At 40.9% G+C, this 19,542-nt stretch carries 12 protein-coding genes; 3 read left to right on the top strand and 9 right to left on the bottom strand.

Annotated elements, in window-relative coordinates; all coding sequences use genetic code 11:
• Window positions 1-2 precede the first annotated feature (2 nt).
• The 8 genes from BUW93_RS00660 to BUW93_RS00625 form a co-directional block, all read right to left on the bottom strand.
• On the bottom strand, window positions 3-1,451 hold the full coding sequence (locus tag BUW93_RS00660; RefSeq protein WP_081208211.1) for a sodium:solute symporter: 1,449 nt from the start codon (window positions 1,449-1,451) through the stop codon (window positions 3-5).
• A 9-nt stretch (window positions 1,452-1,460) separates the two neighbouring features.
• Window positions 1,461-3,062: a glycoside hydrolase family 10 protein gene (locus tag BUW93_RS00655; RefSeq protein WP_081208209.1), complete on the bottom strand. Its 1,602-nt coding sequence runs from the start codon at window positions 3,060-3,062 to the stop codon at window positions 1,461-1,463.
• A 100-nt stretch (window positions 3,063-3,162) separates the two neighbouring features.
• Window positions 3,163-3,924 (bottom strand): DUF4397 domain-containing protein, encoded by a 762-nt coding sequence (locus tag BUW93_RS00650; protein ID WP_081208207.1) that lies wholly within the window; start codon window positions 3,922-3,924, stop codon window positions 3,163-3,165.
• 11 nt (window positions 3,925-3,935) lie between these two features.
• Complete coding sequence (locus tag BUW93_RS00645) at window positions 3,936-5,546, bottom strand: SusD/RagB family nutrient-binding outer membrane lipoprotein (RefSeq protein WP_198536966.1); 1,611 nt, start codon at window positions 5,544-5,546, stop codon at window positions 3,936-3,938.
• An 8-nt stretch (window positions 5,547-5,554) separates the two neighbouring features.
• Complete coding sequence (locus BUW93_RS00640; protein WP_081208205.1) at window positions 5,555-8,662, bottom strand: SusC/RagA family TonB-linked outer membrane protein; 3,108 nt, start codon at window positions 8,660-8,662, stop codon at window positions 5,555-5,557.
• 158 nt (window positions 8,663-8,820) lie between these two features.
• A complete protein-coding gene (gene murQ / locus BUW93_RS00635; RefSeq protein ID WP_081208203.1) occupies window positions 8,821-9,642 on the bottom strand; it encodes an N-acetylmuramic acid 6-phosphate etherase in 822 nt (273 codons plus the stop codon).
• Between the two features lie 14 nt (window positions 9,643-9,656).
• Window positions 9,657-11,228: a beta-N-acetylhexosaminidase gene (locus tag BUW93_RS00630; RefSeq protein ID WP_157893272.1), complete on the bottom strand. Its 1,572-nt coding sequence runs from the start codon at window positions 11,226-11,228 to the stop codon at window positions 9,657-9,659.
• Between the two features lie 10 nt (window positions 11,229-11,238).
• Entirely contained in the window at window positions 11,239-12,504 is a 1,266-nt protein-coding gene (locus BUW93_RS00625) for a sugar MFS transporter (RefSeq protein WP_081208199.1), read from the bottom strand.
• Window positions 12,505-12,874: 370 nt separating this feature from the next.
• Here BUW93_RS00625 and lepA point away from each other — a divergent pair, with 370 nt between their 5' ends.
• Window positions 12,875-14,671 (top strand): translation elongation factor 4, encoded by a 1,797-nt coding sequence (lepA, locus tag BUW93_RS00620; RefSeq protein WP_081208197.1) that lies wholly within the window; start codon window positions 12,875-12,877, stop codon window positions 14,669-14,671.
• A 126-nt stretch (window positions 14,672-14,797) separates the two neighbouring features.
• Complete coding sequence (locus BUW93_RS00615; RefSeq protein ID WP_081208195.1) at window positions 14,798-15,553, top strand: YebC/PmpR family DNA-binding transcriptional regulator; 756 nt, start codon at window positions 14,798-14,800, stop codon at window positions 15,551-15,553.
• 126 nt (window positions 15,554-15,679) lie between these two features.
• Here the strand turns inward: BUW93_RS00615 and BUW93_RS00610 are convergent, their stop codons facing one another.
• Window positions 15,680-17,542: a cation:proton antiporter gene (locus tag BUW93_RS00610; RefSeq protein WP_081208193.1), complete on the bottom strand. Its 1,863-nt coding sequence runs from the start codon at window positions 17,540-17,542 to the stop codon at window positions 15,680-15,682.
• Window positions 17,543-17,727: 185 nt separating this feature from the next.
• Here BUW93_RS00610 and BUW93_RS00605 point away from each other — a divergent pair, with 185 nt between their 5' ends.
• On the top strand, window positions 17,728-19,512 hold the full coding sequence (locus BUW93_RS00605; RefSeq protein ID WP_081208191.1) for a cation:proton antiporter: 1,785 nt from the start codon (window positions 17,728-17,730) through the stop codon (window positions 19,510-19,512).
• Window positions 19,513-19,542 lie beyond the last annotated feature (30 nt).

The raw sequence follows: 19,542 nt of genomic DNA, 5'->3' as shown, positions 1-19,542 counted from the left end.
AATTAAATATTTATTGACCTTGCTCTATAAAGAGCAAAAAGCCCAATTATCGTAATGGCAGCGTTTACCAGAAGTATTTCGAAACCAAACTGATATCCATTAAACCACTCTGCAGAGTTCCAGTCTAAAATTACCGAAATAATTGGAGAGATAAGGCATACCAGAGGTACCCATTTGTCTTTTACCGGATTACTAGTAAGCAAACCATAGACAAACAGCCCCAATAAAGGGCCATAGGTAAAGCCTGCAACTTTAAACACCGCGCTAACTACACTGCTATCGTTAACCGCATTAAAGATCACGATCACGAAAAACATTAAAATCGTAAAGCCTATATGAACCAGCATACGGGTTTTTTTCTGATTGCCTTTGCGTTTTTCGATATCCAGGATATCTACACAAAATGAGGTAGTTAAAGCTGTTAAAGCTGAATCGGCGCTGGAGAATGCCGCGGCGATTATTCCCAGCAGGAATACGATACCGGCAAGAATCCCAAAATGATTAAGCGCCAGGAGCGGATAAAGATCATCTGAGCGTTCGGGGATTGCAATTCCCTGGTCCATCGCATATTTATAAAGCAAAACCCCCAAAGCCAGGAATAACACCGTAGAAATAAAGAAAGTGATTGAAAACCAAAAGATATTCTTTTGGGCATCTTTTTGATTTTTACAGGTAAGATTTTTCTGCATCACATTCTGGTCCAGTCCATTCATGGCAATGGTAATAAAGATACCGGCCAGAAAACTCTTAAAAAAATTGCTATTGGAACGCCAGTCCCAATCGAAAACATCAGACATGCTGCTTTCAGAAACTACAGAGAACACCTGGGTAGCCTCGAGCTCCATATGATCTACGATTACAAATATGCTGATGAGAACGGCCAGTAATAAGAATGTTGTTTGCAGGGTATCGGTCCACACAATTGTTTTTATTCCTCCGCGGAAAGTATACAGCCAGATCAAACCGATAGTAATTAAAACTGTTGCCCAAAAGGGAATTCCAAAAGCATCGAAAAAAGCGATCTGCAACACTAAGGCGGCAAGAAAAAGCCTGAAAGAGGCGCCAATGGTTTGTGAAATAAGAAAAAATGAAGCTCCCGCATAGTATGATCTCTGCCCGAAACGATCTTTTAAGTATTCATAAATGGAAATCAGCCGAAGTTTATAGAATAATGGAATTAACACCAATGCAATTACTGCATACCCTACCAGGTTCCCCATCACAAATTGCAAATAGGTCCAGTTGGAATTTCCAACCTCCCCGGGAACAGAGATAAAAGTTACCCCCGATAAAGAAGCCCCTACCATTTCATAGGCCACAAGGAACCAGGGCGACTGGCGGTTTGCGGTGAAGTAAGTAGCGTTATCGGCTTTCCGTGATGTGAAATGGCTTATGGCCATCAACATTAGAAAATATCCGGCGATGATGCTAAAAACTAAAATGGGGGACATACAGGATGCTTATTTTATTAAAATCTCTTTGAATTTACTTTGGTTTCCGGTCCGGTCTACGGCGGTTACGCCAATTTTCTCCAGCTTGCGATTTTGGTCGCCTACAATTCTTTGTAAATTTTGCGAACGGGCATCACGACTAAGAATCTTGTAATCCCAGTTTCCTTCTTCATATTTAAAATATACCACCCAGCGAAAAACAGCATCTGCTTGTTCATGCTCCCAGGAAATAACCAGTCTGTCATTCTCGGCACGAGTGGTGACCTGTGGTTTTTTTGGAGATTCATTGTCCAGCCAGGGACTTGGCGGCACGAGGCTCTTCTTACGGTAAGGTCCTTCTCTTAAAGCATTTGAAAGTTCTTTATGCTTTAACAGGGGGCCAATGCTCCAATGTACTGCTCCTTTACTCTTTGGCAGCATCCCACGGGTAATCATAATCTGGTTGATTACTTCGGTAATATGCATTTGGTCACCTTCGCCGCCAACATTCATTCCAGGCCATAAGTGACGTTGTTTGGTGTTTTCACTTTGCCACCACCCCAATAATTCGGGAAAACTCTGACCTAGCTGACTGATTTTCCAATAAAGCTGCGGGGTGTAATAATCTATCCATCCTTCATTCAGCCAGAGCCTGGCATCAGCATAAAGTTTTTCATACTGGTCGTAACCGGTTACAGATTCAGGATAACCGGGACGCCAAATACCAAAGGGACTTAATCCGAATTTCACATGAGGTTTTTCTGCTTTTATTTCGTTGTATACTCTTTTTATGAATGTATTCACGCTTTCCCGGCGCCAGTCTCCACGGGATAATTCTCCCCCTGCAGCCTGGTATGCCCGCCAGCTTCTATCATCGGGGAAATCCTTTCCATTGTTATAAGAATCATAAGGATAGAAATAATCATCAAAATGAATCCCATCTATGTCATATCTCTTTACCAGGTCCATCACCACTGCCGATGAAAGATCCTGGGTTCCTTTTTGGGCAGGATCCATCCACCACATTCCGTTTTCAAGCTCTACAACGAGGTCGGGATTTGTTTTAATCACAGATTTTTCACTGATTTCTTTTCCGGTGGTATGATGAGCCCGATATGGATTTAACCATACATGTAATTCCAGTCCACGCTCGTGCGCTGCATTTATCCAGAATTTAAGCGGGTCGTAATAAGGCTCGGGAGCTTTTCCCTGTTGCCCGGTAAGGTAGTAGGACCAGGGTTCCAATTTACTGTCGTAAAGTGCATCGGCTTGTGGTCTAACCTGGAAGATCACTGCATTAAAATTGTTGTTTTCCAGATAATCAAGTAATTCAAGGGCTTCCTTTTGTTGCTCTGAAGTGGGAAGTCCCGGTGTGCTTGGCCAGTTGATATTGGCAACCGTGGCTACCCAGGCAGCACGGAATTCTTCTATGTTTTTGGGAGTGTTTGGATCCCAGGGAGTGATCCCGACCATTTCTTCTTTTACTTCGGAAGAAACCTCGGGTTTAGAAGCAGCTAAGGTGTCTTTTGTCTCGATCTCTTCTGAAGGTATTTCCGGTACCGGTTGAGTAGATTTACAGGAAACAAGAATTATACTTAAAACCAAAAAGAGAAATATGGATCTGAGTTTCATAATTTTCAGAATAAATTGAATAGTTATTCAGCAGAAAAAGAAAAAGAGAAAGGACACTTAAGGTGTGTCGCTTTCTCTTTTATTGAATGATTGATAATCATTAGTATTCTCTCCAGTAATCTATATTTGAAGATGCAGGAGTTTCAGAATAGGTCCCTCTAATCTGGGTGCTGTAAATTCTTCCCATGCTTGAAAGGTTCAAACTATGTTGAATATAAGGCTCTGAGGTTTCAGGATCGTATTCGCTTCCAGATTCGAACACCTTAAAGGTATAATTCCCGGGATCCAGAGCTACATAATCGCCGGCTTGTTTAAAATCGAGGTTATTTCCTAAAGAAATAACTGCAGGATCCTCTCCACCTCTTACGGCATAGGCATCAACACTAAAAGGCATTTCGGCCATAGTGTTAACAAACCTCCAGTAGATTCGTTCAGTATCAACCTCTGGCAGCTCGTCTTCCATTACAAATATTTCGTAGGCATTGGTTGTACCTACCAGGTAAACAGAATAATTTGAGTCCTCTTCAAAATTCGCACTGGTAGTGGCCAGAGCCTCCCCTTCCAGGGTCTCAGCTACTATATCAACATCTCCAGATTCAACCACTGCATAGGCATTGGATGGAAATATTGAACCGTAATTGAAGCCTTTTAGGGTTTCATCGGTAGATGCTGCCGAGGTGGCTTTTTGCCCTGCAACATAAAAGTTAGCTTCAGGAGCTTCTTCTACATGAAAAAAGAATTTTGCTTCAGTGGCCGAATCCGGTAGAGGTTCGGCAAGTTCCGGAATGGCATTTTCTTCACAGGCCGCAAAAAGAAGGCCTGTTAATAATACCAAAAAGATCTTATTATATATCGTTCTCATAATTTTAATTTTTATTCAGATTTACTAAACCAGGTTTCGTAAGTATGATAATCTTCTTCAAAGGCATCCAGAGCTTCTAAGGCTTCCTGGTTCCACATATATTCTGAATTAAACCTGGGGCGAGCTCTATAAGCAGGATTCTCGTTATTAGCCGGTGCAAAAGTTTCAGGTAGTTCAAAACCAACATAAACTTTATTTTCAGGAGCAACATCCAGGTCATAGTGGTATCTTCTCATATCAGACCAGGATTCAAAGAATCCCCATCCCCAGGTTGCAATAAATTTCTGAAGCATAATCTTAGAAAGGTTAAGTTCATCAGCAGTAGCCGGGAATAACTCCTTGTTGGTTTCATACAAGGCTCTTCGCTGGTCAAAAAGATCAGCATCAGGAGCATAAGTTCTCGCGAAATCCATATGGGCTTCTACCCCGGTGTTATAGGCATCCAGAGCAAGAGATTCGTTTCCTGCTATCCAAGCGGCTTCAGCTTTAATAAACTGCAGCTGCGCAAAGGTCATTAACGGGAAATCTGCATCATTATTAAAGAAATAAATTTGTGGGCTTGGATTACTTCCAACGTAGCCTTCTTCATTCCAGAAATTCTTTGGTACTTCTTCAGCTTCATATTCGTTAATTCCCGTTTCGGGATCTATTCCTCTATATTCCCCATCGGGAGAAGGCGCTAGCATAGAAGTGATTCGTGGATCGTGCACGTGTTGCCCCTCATAAACAGGATCTGCGCCATCCAGGTCACTATCCTGGAAAACTGGATTTGTTCCGTCAAGAAGTCCGGTAATAAATTTACTCTGGCGGTAATAACCTATATTTCCCCTTCGTGGGCCGAAAAAATTCGTGTTTGAACTTACCGTTCCTTCAAACCGGATAAGAGCATCATCCTGATTTCCGCCTAAAGCCTGATCTACATAATCAATTACTTCCTGAGGATCATAGCTGCTCTTGTTAGTTAGACGATGAGCATTGATAGCTAATAATCCATAGGCAAATTTCTTCCACTTATCGCGGTCTCCCTGGTAAATAAGATCGGCTTCGCGAAGTCCCGATTCATCCGGTCCTAGCCCGTCGGTTCTTTCAAGAGCTTCAATCCCTTCTAAAAGCAATCTTCTTACTTCCTCATAAGCCACTTGTTGCTCATCATAATTAAAAACCCTTTTTTCTGAGTCAAAAGCCTCGGTAACAATTATAGGCCCGTGATAATCGGTAAGCATTTGCCAACCGTAGGCTCTAAGTATCTTACCAACTCCCACGAAATCATATTTTTCATTGAGTTCACCACTTTCAATCATATCAGAAAGGTTATAACCCATACTCCAATAAACTGCTCTCCATAATTGAGCATAAAAATCTGAAAGAGGGTTTGAGTGCAGGTTTAGAGAATAAGCCTCACCGGAAGCATATATCCAGTTTTGGGTATAAAATCCGGTAAACCTACCATCCCATTGAACAGCCACAGCTAATTCAGACTGAATTTGAGGCAGGAAAAGTTCCGGTTGCAATAATGCATCTGGACCGTTTGGGTTCGTATTAACATCAAGGTAGTCCTCACAGCCCGAAAAACTAAAGAGGCCCGCAATTACTATACATATTTTTAATATTCTTTTCATCATTAATTTTTTTATAGTCCTACTCTAACTCCAAAGTTAATTCCTCGTGGTAACGGGAAGTTACCATAGTCAAATCCAGTACCACCGGCACCTCCTACCGCTGCGGAGTTACCATTTGCTACAGGATCAAGTCCTGAATAGTTAGTAAACAGGAAGAGATCTGTTCCGGTTAAGAAAACGCTTGCAGTTTGTACAGCGTTGGTTCTATCAAGGAAGGATTGTGGCAGGTAGTAATTAAGGGTTACATCTCTAAGTCTTACCCAATTTACATCTTTCTCTATAAAACTTTGGTATGGATAAATAGATCCCCAGTACGTGGAGTTGGTGTTGAGATTAATTGGTATATTATTCTGAGTTGGATTATCAGTATTTTCCAATCCATCTCTTAACACTCCATCTACAATTCTTGGGGTTTCACGATCTAAAGTTCTTTTACTTAAACCTCGGGTTGTCAGGTAGTGTTCTGTTGCATTGTAAACATCTCCACCTACACGAAAATCCAGAAGGAAATTAAGGGAAAGGTTCTTATAAGAAAATGTGTTCGTTAATCCAACAGTGAAATCGGGGCTCCTGTCTCCCACCACGACCCATTCACTGGTATCAAGTAATGGAAGGCCATTAGTGGGATTAATGATCATTTCCCCTTCATCATTTTTCAGGAAGTCATAGCCCGTAAAACTTGTTAGAGGTCCACCAATTCTCGCTCCCCCCCGAACGTTACCGTATAACCAGGTGTCAGAATTATAAAACTCCTCAACATCACCGGGCAGGCTAACCAGTTCACTCCAGTTTCTGGTATAATTTGCCAGGATATCCCAGGAGAAGTCTTTGGTTTGAACAGGAGTTGCATTCAACTGCAGTTCAACACCTTCGTTTTGAATTTCCCCGGCATTAAAGGTCATTAATACAAAACCTGTGGCATAGCTCAGCCGAAGGTTTTGAACAATCTGATCTTCAGATTTTTTATTGAAATAAGTAGCGTCCAGACCTAAGCGATTATTAAAGAACTTAAGTTCCATACCGTATTCGTAAGAAGTGGTCATCTCTGGTACGAGATTTAAGCTTGGGCCGGTAAACCCATAACGGAAACCGCCTCCTGTGGTAGTAGCATTTTCGTAAAATGGACGAATACTATAAGGGCGGGCATCTTTTCCTACCTGAGCTACAGAAGCTCTTAATTTTCCGTAAGAAAATACATCGCTTATATCCTTAAATGGTGCTAACTCGGTAAAAACCCAGCTTAATCCTGCTGAAGGATAGAAGAAGGAGTTATTCTTTTTAGGCAGCGTCGAACTCCAGTCATTTCTTCCGGTTAAGGTTAAGAAAAGTTGATTATCATAACTTGCATTAAAGCTACCAAATACACCAACCAATCTACGCTGCACTAAATTATTAAAAGCTCTATGCGTATCAAGTCTGGTATTATTTATAGACCAAAGATCGGGCGCTTGAAAATCCTGTCCGCTTGCAGCTGCACTAAAGGTATTATAATCGTAAATGGCAGAACCAAGTTTAAGGTCTGTTTTTATTTTTCCATCAAGAAGATCAGGAGGGGTAATTTGGGTGTATCCCTGGAAAGTTAGGTTCCTGGTAGTAATAAGCGCCTGATCGAAAATACCGTTATAATTTCTTCCTGAATTTGATTCGGGATGCCTTACGATGGTATTTTTTTCAGTAAAATAGTCTACTCCTACCTGGCCAACAAACTTAAGCCAATCGGTGGCGGTTGCTGTAAGACTGGTGTTGAGTTTGTATCTGTCGGTAAGTGAATTAAAAACATTTTTATTTACATTGAAAAACGGGTTTTCTACCGCAGTTGCAAAATCAGCATAATTTCTTCTGTTTCCCGATGGGGTTAGGTAATTGCTGGCATCATCTGTAGAAGGCCACAACAATAGGTGAAGCAGTGGTCCACCCGAACCTCTAAAAGTTTGATCATTATCAGATCTGGTGTAATCAAAAGTAACATCAGCTTTTAACCAATCAGATACCTCGGCCGTAATAGCTGAAGTAAGATTTAATTTCTCAAGCCCGGTTGTTGGAATGAAACCTTCAGAATCGGTATGAGATCCCGAAAGACGGTATTGAATTTTTTCAGATCCTCCCGAAAAAGAAAGGTTATGACGTTGGGTAATCGCATCCTGGAAGAAGCTTCCAACATTATCATAGAACTGAGTTCCTTCAGGGTACGGCTCTCCAAAATAATAGAGACTTTCATCGGCATCCTGGGTTATTCCGTTAGCTCCACGACCATAAGTTTGTTGAATTTCCGGATACTCTACAATTCGGTCAACTCTAAAACTATTGCTGTAATCAATACGACCTTTACCTTCAGCACCTCTTTTTGTAGTAATTACGATAGCTCCCGAAGCAGCTTCGATTCCATAAAGAGCGGCAGCCTCCGGGCCCTTAAGGACGGTAACACTTTCAATATCTTCAGGGTTAATATCGGCCGCACGGTTGGTAAAGTCAACACCACGGTTTTCAAAAGACATTGCCCCGGCTCCTACCGAAGAGGCAAAAACACCTGTTGAAGTAGTATTGTTACTAATTGGTAAACCATCCACCACAAATAACGGCTGGTTATTCCCACTTAAGGAACTAATCCCCCTAATCACAATAGAAGAAGAAGACCCCGGAAGTCCGGAAGTTGCATTAACCTCAACCCCGGCGACACGTCCTGCAAGTGAATTCACAAAATTCTCCCGTTGAGTTTCAGCAATGGTAACTCCTTCGACTTCGGTTACACTATATCCCAGGGCTTTTTTCTCCTGTCTTATTCCAAGGGCGGTAACCACTACCTCGTCAAGACCTTGCGTATCTATTCCTAAGGTAATATTAAAGGTACTTTCATCTCCAATACGTACCTCCTGGGTAGTAAATCCAATCATAGAGAATACAAGAATAGTATCCTCTCTTTCGGGCACAGATAAACTGAATTTACCGTCAAAGTCTGTAACGGTGCCTCGATTAGTATTTTTAACGTAAATGTTAACGCCTGGCAATGGCATTCCTTCTTCATCCTGCACTACGCCAGAAACTTCTTTCTGTTGCGCCCACATCTGAAGCGAGAAAAAGCACAGTAAGATTAAAATAGGCCTTCGTAATCGTTTTTCCATAATTAAAATTTGTGTGAATAAATCTGTTAGTGGTAAGTTGTATTTAATTCAAGTACTGAAATTTATGTGGAAACTTCCTTATAAAGATATTGGATTAATTAAAAAGATTTGATTTGAATCCTATTTTTTTTTAGTATTTTTTAACTTTTATGAAATTTTTATTTAAGTTCATTTTTGGAATTGCTAACTGCCTTACGCACACTGCCGTACTTTTTCAAAAGTTCTGCCGCTTTGGCCTCATCAACATCAAGTTCTTCCATGATCATCCTGGTTCCCCGGCCAACAAGCTTCTTATTAGAGAGCTGCATATCTACCATTTTGTTGCCTTGTACCCTACCTAATTTGATCATAATCGAAGTGGAAATCATATTCAACACCAACTTTTGGGCGGTGCCTGCTTTCATCCTGGTACTTCCTGTAACGAACTCAGGACCTGTGATAACTTCGATTGGATATTCTGAAGATTCAGCGAGTGGGCTTCCGGAACTACAGGTTATACAACCGGTAACTATCCCTTTCTCACGGGCATCCTTTATTCCACCTATAACATAAGGCGTAGTACCTGATGCGGCAATTCCCACTAGCACGTCTGCCGAAGAAATTTTATACTTCTGAAGATCTTTCCAGGCCTGCGCGGTATCATCTTCGGCATTTTCCACCGCATTTCTAAGGGCGGTATCACCCCCGGCAATGAGGCCAATCACCATATCATCGGTTACGCCAAAGGTTGGCGGACATTCTGAGGCATCTAGCACCCCGAGTCTTCCACTGGTCCCTGCGCCGATATAAAAAAGTCGCCCTCCGTCTTCCATTTTGGACACGATTACATCAACAAGGCTTTGGATGGCGGGAATTTCCTTCCCGACACTATCAGGAACACTTTTATCCTCCTTATTAATATTGGTGAGCAATTCTGAAGTGCTCATTTTTTCTAAATCGTTATAGTTGGAAGATCTTTCCGTATCGGGATTTTTATTCATTTTTACAGCATTATTTATTTAGAAGAGGGTAGAAAACCAGAGAAAACTCCGTCACTTCTTTCCGAATTCCATTTCACTTCAGGGGTTCGGTAGTAATTAACCTTCATTCTATCCAGTCTTTCCCCGTGTTTTCCAAGTCGGTCTATAAAATCTTGATACTCCCGGCTTTCAGTTTTACTCCAACCCACTTCTGCCATAGCAATACTTCTTGGCCAGAATCTATCGTCAAGCGCTGAATCGCTTAACACCATTTCTGTCCAAACAGGGGCTTCCACTCCAAGTACATTCGGGTTATTGGTTTTAAAATCATATACATTCTTTAAAGAAACGCCATCTTCTTTACACCAGTTATTGGTTGATTCCTGGCCTTCAACATTGGCGTGGTCCAAATAAAAACTAGAGCAAATAGACTCAATGATCTTCACGTCTACTACGCTTTCTACCTCCCCATGCCAACGCTGACTAATAAAACTTGAATCTATTTCGGCCTTGGTAGCTTCCTCCCATCCTATAGTGGTTTTGCCCAGGCCTCTCACGATGGAATCGGCCTTTACCATAAATTCTTCATAAAGGGGATCTTCAATTTCATCTCCGCCAATATGGAGCCAGGGACCTTTGGTTATTTCGGCCATTTCTCCCATTACGGTAGCTACAAAATCGTAGGTTTCAGGATTCTCAAGACAAAACTTGCTCCAGCCAACATTGTATTCGTGATATAATGCAGGAGGTGTAGCCCGGGCCGGAGTTAGATTGGCGAATTCGTCGCAATTGAGTTCAGGATAAGCCATAAGGGCAGAGTAATTATGCCCCGGCATGTCTATTTCGGGAATTATTATAATATTTCTGGCAGCAGCATATTCCTGGATCTCTTTATATTCTTCCTGAGTTAAAAATCCGGATCTTCCACCTTTTACGGCTCCTTTACTACCTACTTCAGTAAGCTTAGGAAGTTGTTTGATCTCTATTCTCCACCCCTGATCGTCGGTAAGATGAAGGTGAAGGCGATTAAGCTTATAAAAAGCCATTCGGTCTATGTGTTTTTTGATGTATTCGGGGCCGAAGAAACTCCTGGAAATATCGATCATAGTACCACGCCATTCATACTTTGGAACATCGGTAATGCTTACCTGTTTTAATTTAATCTCTTCGGAAATCTTTCCGGTTTCTATTTCGGCAGGAAACATTTGCCTAAGGGTCTGGATCGCATAAAACAACCCGGCTTCGGTCGCCGCCAAAAGACTTACCTTATTATGGGTGATATCAAGTTTGTAACCTTCGTCTCCCAGGTTATCCTTCAGGTTTTCCTTTATTTTAAGTGAAAATCCAAGACAATCCTCTCCCTGCATCGGGAAACTTTGACTATTGGTATTTTTGAGCAATTGTTGCAGCCAGGCAGCCGAAGCTTTCGCTTCGGAATTGTAACAAACCACTGTTCTTTCCGGAAGAGTAAAAACACCCTCTTTCCATTCAATTTCTGCCGGCTGCGGAATAATTGCCGGATTTTCTGCAGTAACTTCCTGAGCTATGCTACCAAATGGAAGCGCTAACATCAGTGTAAACAAGAAGTAAATTATAGTTTTTTTCATAATAAAAGCTTTATTTAATTTTATGTCCTTTGGCTGCAAAGAACCAAATATATAAGTAACTAGGTATAACGATCCAGTAGGCCGATTGCGTATCAAAAGTATCGGCTAAATAACCATAAACAAGGGGCAGAATAGCTCCTCCGGCCAGCGCCATAATCAAAAATGAAGAGCCTATTTTAGTAAATCTTCCTAATCCGTTAAGAGCCAAAGGCCATATAGCCGGAAAAACCAAGGCGTTTGCCAAACCTAATAGCGATATAAAAAGCACTGAAATATACCCATCAGTAAAAATTGCACTAAGCCCAAGGATAATCCCAAGAATACCTGAAATTTGCAGCGCTTTTTGCTGACTGATATATTTCGGAATGGTTACCGTACCAATTAAGTAACCCACAATCATTGCGATTAGGGTATAAGTGGTGAAATATTTAGCGATATCTGTAGAAATACCCTGCCCATCGCGGGCGTAACTAATTACGGTATCACCAGCAATTACTTCCACCCCAACGTATAGAAACATCGCCAGGGTTCCCAATAATAGATTAGGAAACTGAAGTACGCTGGTTTTATTTTTATTGGCTGCAGCTACCGTTTCATCCTCGCTATCGGTTTCAATTTCAGGCAATGCTGAATAATAAATAAGAACCGAAAGTCCCACCAAAATAGCCGCCATTACCAAATAAGGTGTAATCACCAGGGAAGCGAGCTCATCTAACTCGGCCGCTTTGGCTGCTGCACCCATACCTTCCAGTCTCGCTTCTACTGCATCCATATTCTTCAGCAGAATTGCACCAAAAATAATTGGTGCTAAAGCCCCGGCCACCTTATTACAAATACCCATTATACTAATTCGCTTCGCCGCACTCTCAATAGGTCCAAGAATGGTGATATATGGATTTGCTGCAGACTGTAGCAAAGCAAGTCCCGTACCCTGAATGAACAGACCAAAAAGAAACAGCGCATAGGTTCTTGACATAGCTGCGGGTATAAAAATTAAAGCCCCAATTGCCATTACCACGAGACCAAGAGACATTCCGTTTTTAAAACCTGTTTTTTTCAATACCCAGGCAGAAGGAATAGCCATTACAAAATAAGAAATGTAAGATGCAAAAGCAACCAGATAAGATTCAAAATTGTTTAACTGGCTGGCAGTTTTTAAAAAGGGAATAAGTACTGAATTTAACCAGGTAACAAACCCGAAAATAAAGAATAATGCACCAATAATGATTATCGACCTGTTGGTATTTTGTCTACCCGAATGATCCTGTACTCCCATATTATATTTTTATTAGTTAGTTGAGGTTTTAGAAAGTAGTTTAAGTGTTAATAAACTTATAACAAAAATCCTTCTTACAAAAAAAAGAAACTTTTTTAGAACGAATAGACACTTAGCTAAGTTTTTTTAAGAAAGGTTGATAGATTTCTTATTTTTTTATTTTATAAATGAAGTCATAAAGTTTTTACTGTAAATAGAAACTTGTTTTCTATCTATATTGGAAACGGCTTAAATAACCTATATTTGTAGCCTTAAAATCGGGACTGTCGAAAAGAGAAATAAAGTGTTGAATTAAATCTCATACTACTGTTTTTAAGGTATATAAGGTTACGGAACAAATCTTTTTGAACAGGCTCATTCAATATTTTTTATGAAGCATATTAGAAACTTCTGCATAATTGCACACATTGATCACGGAAAAAGTACACTGGCCGACAGGCTGCTGGATTTTACGGGTTCGGTTACCGAACGCGAAAAACAGGAGCAGTTGCTGGACAGTATGGATCTGGAACGCGAGCGTGGAATTACCATTAAAAGTCACGCTATCCAGATGGATTATATACATGAGGGGGAAAATTATATTCTCAACCTCATCGACACTCCGGGTCACGTAGATTTTTCCTATGAAGTTTCCCGATCTATTGCAGCCTGTGAAGGAGCCCTTCTTATAGTTGATGCCGCCCAAAGCATTCAGGCACAAACCATCTCTAATCTTTATCTCGCTCTGGAAAACGATCTGGAAATCATCCCGGTTCTTAATAAGGTTGATCTCCCTAGCGCTAATCCCGAAGAAGTAACCGATGATATCGTAGACCTTTTAGGATGTGACCCTTCAGATGTTATTCCAGCCAGTGCTAAAACAGGTCTAGGAATAGAGGAGATTCTCCACGCCATCATCACCCGTATACCTCCCCCGAGTGGAAAGGTAGATGCTCCTTTAAGAGCGCTTGTTTTCGATTCGGTTTATAATCCCTTTCGTGGGGTAGAGACCTTCTTCAGGGTTATTAATGGAAGTATCAAAAAAGGTCAGCATATAAAATTTGTAGCAACAGGCAAAGATTATTACGCTGATGAGGTTGGTACCCTTAAACTGAAACAGCAACCTAAAAATGAAATTAAAACCGGAGATGTAGGTTATCTCATCACGGGAATTAAGGATGCCCGCGAGGTAAAGGTGGGGGATACCATTACCGATGCAAAAAATCCAACCACCGAAGCCGTTGCCGGTTTTGAAGATGTGAAACCCATGGTTTTCGCCGGAATCTATCCTGTAGATACCGAAGATTACGAAGAGTTGAGAGCATCTATGGAAAAACTTCAGCTTAATGATGCATCGCTGGTTTTCACTCCTGAAAGTTCTGCCGCCCTTGGTTTTGGTTTCCGTTGTGGTTTCCTTGGGATGTTACACCTGGAGATTATCCAGGAGCGTCTTGAGCGGGAATTTGATATGACGGTTATTACCACGGTTCCCAACGTGTCTTACCACGCCTACACCAATAAGAATCCAGATGAGGTTATTCTGGTGAATAACCCATCAGACCTGCCCGAACCTTCCTCTCTTAACCGGGTGGAAGAACCCTATATAAAAGCAAGTATAATTACCAAAGCTGACTATGTAGGGCCGGTAATGAATTTGTGTATTGAAAAACGCGGCGAGATTACCAATCAAACCTATTTAACTCCTGAAAGAGTCGAACTTACTTTTGATATGCCCCTGGCAGAAATAGTTTTCGATTTTTACGACAGGCTTAAAACCGTATCCCGGGGATATGCTTCTTTTGATTATTCTCCTATTGGTTTGCGCCAGTCTAAACTTGTAAAGGTTGATATTTTGCTAAATGCCAACAAGGTGGATGCGCTTTCCGCATTACTTCACGTGGATAATGCTTATGATATTGGAAAAAAGATGTGTGAAAAACTTAAAGAGCTTATTCCGCGTCAACAGTTTGATATTCCAATTCAGGCGGCAATTGGCGCCAAGATCATTGCCCGTGAAACGGTAAAAGCGCTTAGAAAAGATGTTACCGCTAAATGTTATGGTGGAGATATTTCCCGAAAGCGAAAACTTCTTGAAAAGCAGAAAAAGGGTAAAAAACGTATGCGACAGGTAGGGAATGTAGAAATTCCGCAGGAAGCATTTATGGCTGTTTTAAAACTTAACGATTAGTTTTAAATCCAACGATATAACCTAAACCCCGCATTAAGATGTGGGGTTTTTTATGCGCCAAAGTTTTCCGGTTTTTTCTCTTTACTCATTTTTTTATTTTTGTAATTCTTCAAAAACAATAAGGAAATGGCAGGACATAGTAAATGGGCGAATATTAAGCATCGCAAGGGTGCGCAGGATAAAAAAAGGGCTAAGGAATTTACCCGGGCCATAAAAGAGATTAGTGTTGCTGTAAAAGAGGGAGGTGGCCCCGATCCTGAAGCAAACCCGGCCTTAAGAAATGCTATTTCCAATGCCAAAGGGGTGAATATGCCCAAAGATACTATTGAGCGAGCCATAAAAAAAGCCAGCGGGGCCGATGCCGATAATTATGAACTCGTCACTTTTGAAGGCTATGGACCACATGGGATCGCGTTTTTTATTGAGTGTACCACCGATAATACCAACCGCACCGTAGCATCGGTCAGGTCGATTTTTTCAAAAAATGGTGGAAGCCTGGGTACTAATGGTTCGCTTGAATTCCTTTTTGACAAAAAGGGGGTTTTCGTTATTGAACGGGATAAAATTGAAATTGAGTTTGAGGAGTTTGAACTGGAACTTATTGAAGGGGGCGCCACCAAAATTGAAAAAGAAGAGGATCTTCTAAGTGTTTATACTGATTTTACCGATTTTGGATTAATGTCTTCAAAACTGGAAGAACTGGAGATAGAGCCAAAAGCTTCAGAAATTCACCGCATTCCTATGAATACTCTGGAACTTCCTATTGAGGATGCTAAAAAAATATTAGACCTGGTTGAAAAATTTGAGGATGATGATGATGTTCAGAATGTGTATCACAACCTGGAGATCACCGATGAACTGATTAACGCAATGGAGGAATAATCCTTTAGGGTATAAACAAATTTATCCTGATGTCCCCTGCAAAATATTTTTATGGTTTTATCATTATAGACTTATAACCAGATAATTATTCTGTTGAAAAAATTCCTACACCAGTAAGATTAAATTCTAAGTGTTTACCGACTCATTGGCATTTTTCCCTCGATTTTGTTCAGTTTCCAACAATTGTCCGAGGTATACAAGTTTAAAACCTTCCTCGATTTCCACCTGTGAACTATTGGAAGGAATAATGGTGAATTTTCCTTCCCTGTTCTTTACAAAAACGGGAAGTATATCAGGACTGCTTTTGGTAATTTCGATAAGCCCTTCATAATGCTCTTTGCTATTCAGCTCTTTTTCGTGAATTTCAGGATATTTTCTGGCTAATTCCGTAAGCTTTATATAATCATCGGTATGAGAGAACAGCCCTTCTTCAGGATTAAGTTCAGGGTTGGTCATTTCATCTGATGTAATCACCCTAAAAGAACCATTTTCCCCAAACTGCTTCTTGAATTTATTAATAGCTGTCTTGTTAATATCGCTATTCCCCGTCATAGCCATTAAATATCCAATATCGTTTAATTCGATATTGTTAAGAAGGTTATCTTCATAAACACTACCTTCAATGGCATCAATTCCAAGACTTTTGGCCTTTTTTACGTTATCCCTGTTACTGTCCAGCAGGACGACATGCCGATTATTGTCTTGTAAGTATTTTCCTATTAACCTTGCTATAGAGGAAGCCCCGATAATTAAAATTCCTTCAGATTCCTTAATGAATACCCCTACTATTTTAGCAAAAAACCTGGCGGTAGCCGCATTTAAAAGCACCGAGAAGAGCACAATCATAAACACCAGGGGAGTGATATATTCAGCATCTTCTATGCCTTCACGTACCAGGCGCAGTCCGAAGAGGGAAGCGATACCTGCAGCCACAATTCCCCGAGGACCAACCCAACTAATAAAGGAAATCTCGTTTACTTTAAGGCCCGAGCCTAAGGAGCTAAGAACTACGCCTAAAGGTCTAACGACCAACACCACTATTCCGAAGAGAATAAGCGATTGCCAGTTGAAAACCAATAACATTTCCTCCACTTCTATATTGGCGGCAAGGAGGATAAATAGAATTGAAATAAGCAATACGCTTAAAGATTCTTTAAAATAAAGAAGCTCTTTGATATTTGGGAGTTTTTTGTTACCCATTACCATTCCCATAATAACCACGGCAAGCAATCCACTTTCATGAGCGAAAATATCTGCCAGAACAAAGACTCCAAGCACGGTGGCCAGAATAAATACGTTTAATAGATAATGCGGGATTATATTTTTCTTGATGAGAAAAGCCAGGATATTAGCGAAAGTAAATCCAAAAGTGAGTCCGAAAAGCAGGATCTTACCAAATTCCGTTAAAGCGGTTAAGGTAAAATCCTGCCCTCCTTCTACCCTTATAAATTCAAACATCAATACTGATATAAGGGCCCCGATGGGATCTATGAGAATTCCTTCCCATTTCAGGATGGAAGAAACGTGTTTCCTAAGCGGAATATTCCTTAAAATAGGGGAGATTACCGTGGGGCCAGTAACAATTATCAATGCCGAAAAAAGGAAGGAAATCTGCCAGGTCAGGCCAAAGATAAAATGAGCTGCCAGGCCGGCTCCTACAAAGGTTACCAGGGTTCCCACACTAATTAGCTTTACAATAACGGGACCTATATTTCCAATTTCACTTTTGCGGAGGGTTAATCCACCTTCGAAAAGTATTATTGATATTGCCAGGGATACAAAATAAAACAAACTTTCCCCTGGAAAAACACCTTCACTGCCATTCCAGATGGGTTCCAGCCATTTAGTCCCATCCTCGGTAAAAAAGGTAGAAACAGGTCCTACCAAAAGCCCTATAAGAATTAAAGGGAGAATTGCGGGGGTTTTTATTTTCCAGGCCAACCATTGGGCCAGGATTCCAAGTATAACAAGACTTGCAAGTTCTAACATGCTTTTTTTATTTAAGCGGAATATTGCTATTTACAAAAATAACCCGATTTAAAAATGTATTTAAGGATATTTCTCATTTATTAAACAAAAAACTGCCTTTTATCACTATCAGGTTGAATTATTGAACTTTAGTTCGAAAAATATTAATATTTTGTATGCAATTTAAACTATAAAGAACCAAACCTATGGAAGAATTAAATATCCTCAACCTGTTAATCATTCTTTCGAGCGCATGGATTGGTGGTTCCCTGGCTAAAAAAGTTGGTTATCCCGCTATTCTTGGTGAACTTTTAATAGGTATTCTTCTTGGGCCCGCTCTTTTTGGACTTCTGGAAACTTCAGAAATGATTAATGTTTTAGCTGAAGTAGGAATCATTCTTCTTATGGTATACATCGGGATGGAAATCAATTTCAGGGATCTGGGAAAAGCTTCCTGGGCAGGGTTACTGGCCGCGATTGGAGGCTTTATTGTCCCCTTTGTCCTGGGTTACTACACCATTCTTTTCTTCGGCGGAACACAAATGGCTGCGATCTTCGTTGCAATCGCAGTGGGGGTAACCTCTTTGGCGACCAAAAGTAGAATTCTTGTTGATCTTAAATTGCTTAACACCCGGATAGCTTATGTTTTAATGGCCGGCGCCCTAATTTCAGATACCCTTGCCCTGGTAATCTTTGCCGGTATAATAAGTTATGTAGATGCCGGAAGCATAGACAGTTTGGGCTTGACCTGGGTTGCAGCAAAAGCTATCTTATTTTTTATTTTTACCGCTCTTGCCGGTATTTATCTTTTGCCGCTTTTGGGAAAATACCTCTATAAAGCCAATATCACCAGCCGTACCCTGCATTTTACGCTTATTTTGATAATTGTATTAGGTTTTTCTGAACTCGCCGAAATTGCCGGGCTTCATAGCATTCTGGGTGCTTTTATGGCAGGTTTATTCATAAGAGATGGGGTTTTTCAGCGGCAGATTTCAAAAGATATCAATCATATCTTCCACGATGTTTCGGTTGGATTCCTTGCTCCTATATTTTTTGTTTCTGCAGGATTCAACGTGACTTTAGAAGTTTTCCAGACCGATCTCTGGATGCTTATTGTGGTTACTGCCGTAGCTATGGTTGGTAAAATTATTGGTACTGCTGTATTTTACCTCCCAAGCGGAAATGGCTGGCGCGAGGGAATTACGGTAGGAACCGGGATGAATGGGCGAGGGGCGGTAGAGATTATTATCGCGGGAATAGGTTTGCAAATGGGAATTATAACCTCAGAGATCTTTTCTATTCTTGTATTCATGGCGATATTTACCACTTTAAGTGTGCCGGTTATGTTAACCTGGACCACCAAATGGCTAAGGAGTAGAGGAGAACTTATTACCCAGGAATCCCGGTCGGGATATATTATTCTAGGGGCAAATCCGCTTGGTCTTTTTATCGCCAATAAGTTAAAAGGAGAGCAGGAGATAGTTATCATCGATGGAAACCGGGAACTTGTTGCCGAAGCCAAGCAGCAAGGATTTAATACCATTCACGGGAATATACTTAAAGAAGAAACAATGGAAGATGCCGGGGCGATAGAAAAAGGCAGCTTTATAGCTCTTACAGGAAACACTGAAATAAATCTTCTGGCTGCTCAACTTGCCGATGATGCTTTTTTTATTCCAAAAAAGATTGTCCTGGTTTCTCCAAATGAAAACGGGGCCGATGTGGAACTGCTGGATAAGGTGAATGCTACCTCCATGTTCGCCGATAAGACCGAGCTGGAACCCTGGTCCAGGAGAATAGCCGCAGGCAACTTTAAGGAAAATAAACAAAAGATAGAAGAAGAAATCACAACCCGGGAATGGGTGAAGGAACATCAGAAGAAAAACGCCGATTTTCTTCCTGTGATTATTATTAATCCTGAAGGCCAGAAGCGACCATTTCATTATAATGATGATATTCTACCGGGAGAACAGGTGCTATACCTATCCTGATTTCTGAATTTCCTGTTAAAAATTTTCCCT

The organism is Salegentibacter sediminis (assembly GCF_002078605.1).
GTDB classification, from domain to species: Bacteria; Bacteroidota; Bacteroidia; order Flavobacteriales; family Flavobacteriaceae; genus Salegentibacter; species Salegentibacter sediminis.
This window is presented reverse-complemented; position numbering and strand designations above follow the sequence as displayed.

What these genes read in the sequence shown, in the direction of transcription:
- BUW93_RS00630 (WP_157893272.1), bottom strand. Translation starts at nt 11,228, where the DNA reads ATGAAAAAAACTATAATTTACTTCTTGTTTACACTGATGTTAGCGCTT.
- BUW93_RS00640 (WP_081208205.1), bottom strand. Translation starts at nt 8,662, where the DNA reads ATGGAAAAACGATTACGAAGGCCTATTTTAATCTTACTGTGCTTTTTC.
- murQ (WP_081208203.1), bottom strand. Translation starts at nt 9,642, where the DNA reads ATGAATAAAAATCCCGATACGGAAAGATCTTCCAACTATAACGATTTA.
- lepA (WP_081208197.1), top strand. Translation starts at nt 12,875, where the DNA reads ATGAAGCATATTAGAAACTTCTGCATAATTGCACACATTGATCACGGA.
- BUW93_RS00625 (WP_081208199.1), bottom strand. Translation starts at nt 12,504, where the DNA reads ATGGGAGTACAGGATCATTCGGGTAGACAAAATACCAACAGGTCGATA.
- BUW93_RS00655 (WP_081208209.1), bottom strand. Translation starts at nt 3,062, where the DNA reads ATGAAACTCAGATCCATATTTCTCTTTTTGGTTTTAAGTATAATTCTT.
- BUW93_RS00650 (WP_081208207.1), bottom strand. Translation starts at nt 3,924, where the DNA reads ATGAGAACGATATATAATAAGATCTTTTTGGTATTATTAACAGGCCTT.
- BUW93_RS00615 (WP_081208195.1), top strand. Translation starts at nt 14,798, where the DNA reads ATGGCAGGACATAGTAAATGGGCGAATATTAAGCATCGCAAGGGTGCG.
- BUW93_RS00660 (WP_081208211.1), bottom strand. Translation starts at nt 1,451, where the DNA reads ATGTCCCCCATTTTAGTTTTTAGCATCATCGCCGGATATTTTCTAATG.
- BUW93_RS00645 (WP_198536966.1), bottom strand. Translation starts at nt 5,546, where the DNA reads ATGATGAAAAGAATATTAAAAATATGTATAGTAATTGCGGGCCTCTTT.
- BUW93_RS00610 (WP_081208193.1), bottom strand. Translation starts at nt 17,542, where the DNA reads ATGTTAGAACTTGCAAGTCTTGTTATACTTGGAATCCTGGCCCAATGG.
- BUW93_RS00605 (WP_081208191.1), top strand. Translation starts at nt 17,728, where the DNA reads ATGGAAGAATTAAATATCCTCAACCTGTTAATCATTCTTTCGAGCGCA.